The sequence below is a fragment of the Halorubrum sp. SP9 genome (genome assembly GCF_005435015.1).
Taxonomy (GTDB): domain Archaea; phylum Halobacteriota; class Halobacteria; order Halobacteriales; family Haloferacaceae; genus Halorubrum; species Halorubrum sodomense.
In genome coordinates this window covers 1-2,186 of sequence record NZ_SGXU01000064.1, presented here as the reverse complement: position 1 = coordinate 2,186, position 2,186 = coordinate 1, and the positions used below count along the sequence as shown (strand labels likewise).

The 2,186-nt window shown below is 52.2% G+C and carries 3 protein-coding genes; 1 reads left to right on the top strand and 2 read right to left on the bottom strand.

Features of this window, described 5'->3' with window-relative positions:
* A partial coding sequence (locus EXE45_RS16205) for a DUF262 domain-containing protein (RefSeq protein WP_158294280.1) occupies positions 1–783 on the bottom strand: 783 nt, incomplete at its 3' end.
* A gap of 150 nt (positions 784–933) precedes the next feature.
* Complete coding sequence (locus EXE45_RS16200; RefSeq protein WP_137694927.1) at positions 934–1,569, bottom strand: DUF3267 domain-containing protein; 636 nt, start codon at positions 1,567–1,569, stop codon at positions 934–936.
* A gap of 156 nt (positions 1,570–1,725) precedes the next feature.
* On the opposite strand from EXE45_RS16200, the gene EXE45_RS16195 reads away from it, so the two are divergent.
* A partial coding sequence (locus EXE45_RS16195) for a type I restriction enzyme HsdR N-terminal domain-containing protein (protein WP_137694926.1) occupies positions 1,726–2,186 on the top strand: 461 nt, incomplete at its 3' end.

The window sequence follows — 2,186 nt, the reverse complement described above, 5'->3', positions numbered from 1 at the left end:
GTGACGGAAGAACCGGCTCGGCTTGTTGAGGTGTGGAACCGTGTTGTCAACTGTTGTCTGCCACGATTGCTTGACCGCCTCGTAATCAACATCGTCGTCTTGTGCGGCGATACTGAAGATGTGGTTCTTCATCAGGTCAACCGAGGAGAGTTCAAGCCCCCGTTCGTTCAGGGTCTCGAACAGTCGGAACGCCGACTGCTCCTCAGTACACTCGATTGAGACGAGAGTGACTGAACTCAGCAACCGCTTTCTGAGGACATCTGTTTCATCAAGGTCTAAACCGTGAATCCGTGAACCGAAAAATTCGAGCGCCTCGTTCAGAGTCTCGTTGTCCACCTGACCGAAGTTACAATTCAGAATCGCCGAAAACGAGTCGTTGTCGTACCGACTGAGGGTGAGGTTCTGATACTCTTGCTGGTCGAGGTCCTGCTCGAAGAGGTATTCGTTTCGAATCGCGTCAGCCTGTCCGCTCTCCCCCTCATCGAGATACTTCTGGCGCATTACGGCGAGCATCGTAAGCATGGTCGCCATCCGCTGTTGGCCGTCTACAACTTCGAGCCGGTCCAGTTCGTTCAGTCCGGAGGAGCGTTCGATGACTACGATAGAGCCGAGGAAGTGTGTGTCACCGTCGCGGAGTGCTTGGAGGTCTTCCCACAAGGCACGCCACTGTTCTTCGCCCCACGAATACTGGCGTTGGTAGTCCGGAACAGTGTAGCGATAGTTCCGAGAAAGAACGCTCTCAACGGTATCCTCGTTAGCAGAGATACCGAGACTTCCGCTCATAATTTTTTGAAAACAGGTTTCGGTAATAGGTATTTCTGTTGAATATTCTCTTGAACCCATAGGTTGTGGTTAAGCAACCGCCACTCCGGACTTCTGTGCCTGCGTTAGAAGGAGAACAGTTCGAGGTAGAGGTTAGGACGGAAGAGCGTGTTACTGCTCCGGAACGACGTATTCCGTCTTGATTTCGCCGTCGCGCTCGAAGTTAGCGAACTTCGTCTTCGGGTCCATTCGAAGGAGGCGAAGGTAGTGGTAAAGGTCCTGCGCTGACGCCGCCGAATTAACCCACAGCACGACTCCAGCGACACCAGCGACAACACCGTCAGCGACGAGCAGGGCTCCTATCGAGAGAAGCCCAATGGCGACGAACGGTGCGATGAGCATCAGCATGTTTTTCCAAACCGGAATATTCGTCGAGAGCGCGACTACACGGGGGTTCTTCACTCGCCACATCTCGTCGAATCCGAAGTCCGGGTTCAGATTGAGGTAACTGGCGACTACGTAGTGTATCTCCTCATGAATCGGCGTCACAATGCCATAGAACAGGATGGTGAATCCGATGCCGGCTATTGCGACACCTGCGGCGAGAGCGGGGAGTACTGACAGTCCAATTTCGGCGGCGAAGTCGAGCCAGAGACTGACGTACGCATCCGCCCCAACCGCGATTGGCTGAACGGTGCTTATTCCGAACAGTCCGGTCAGTATTACCCCGAGAACGAAAACGGCGCGTTCGCTACGATTGTACTCTTTCGGCTCTGTATGACCGTCGGGAGGCCAATATTCAGGCATACATAAATTAGTCGTCAATCAAATAAGTGCTTTGGGGGAACATACCACGATTACTCAAGTGTAGAATCAAATGTTGGATAGCGCTATCTATCGACCCTCGTTGAACTTCCAACCTGTGGATGAATCTTTAAGACACATTGACTGGAATCAAAGGCTATGTCTGGCGCATCCCTTCGTGACCTCCACGAAGCGATTATTTCAACCCATAAGGAGATTCGCCAAGAGGGAAGTGAGTTTGACTTTCGTTACTCCTTGGTAGACCACCTGTTCACCGATACGCTTGATTGGTCACGAACAGAAGGAGAGGGTCATGTCAACTTTGAGGATGACCGGAAAGACCTGCTATTCTACGACGATAGTGAACCTCCGTTTCCGGTCATCGTCTGTGAAACGAAACGGCCTTCTCACGAACTTGACCTCGATGACGTTGAGCAGTTAGAGACGTATATGAATGGGGTCGGGAGCGCGAAGTACGGGATTCTCACTAACGGCAACGAATTCCGACTCTATGAGTACGTGTCCGAGGATGACACGATTAGGGGCGTCGATGGATTTGATGTAGACGCGGTAGCCACAACAGAGTTTGAGAACCTATCCGAAGGACAGCGGGATGCTTT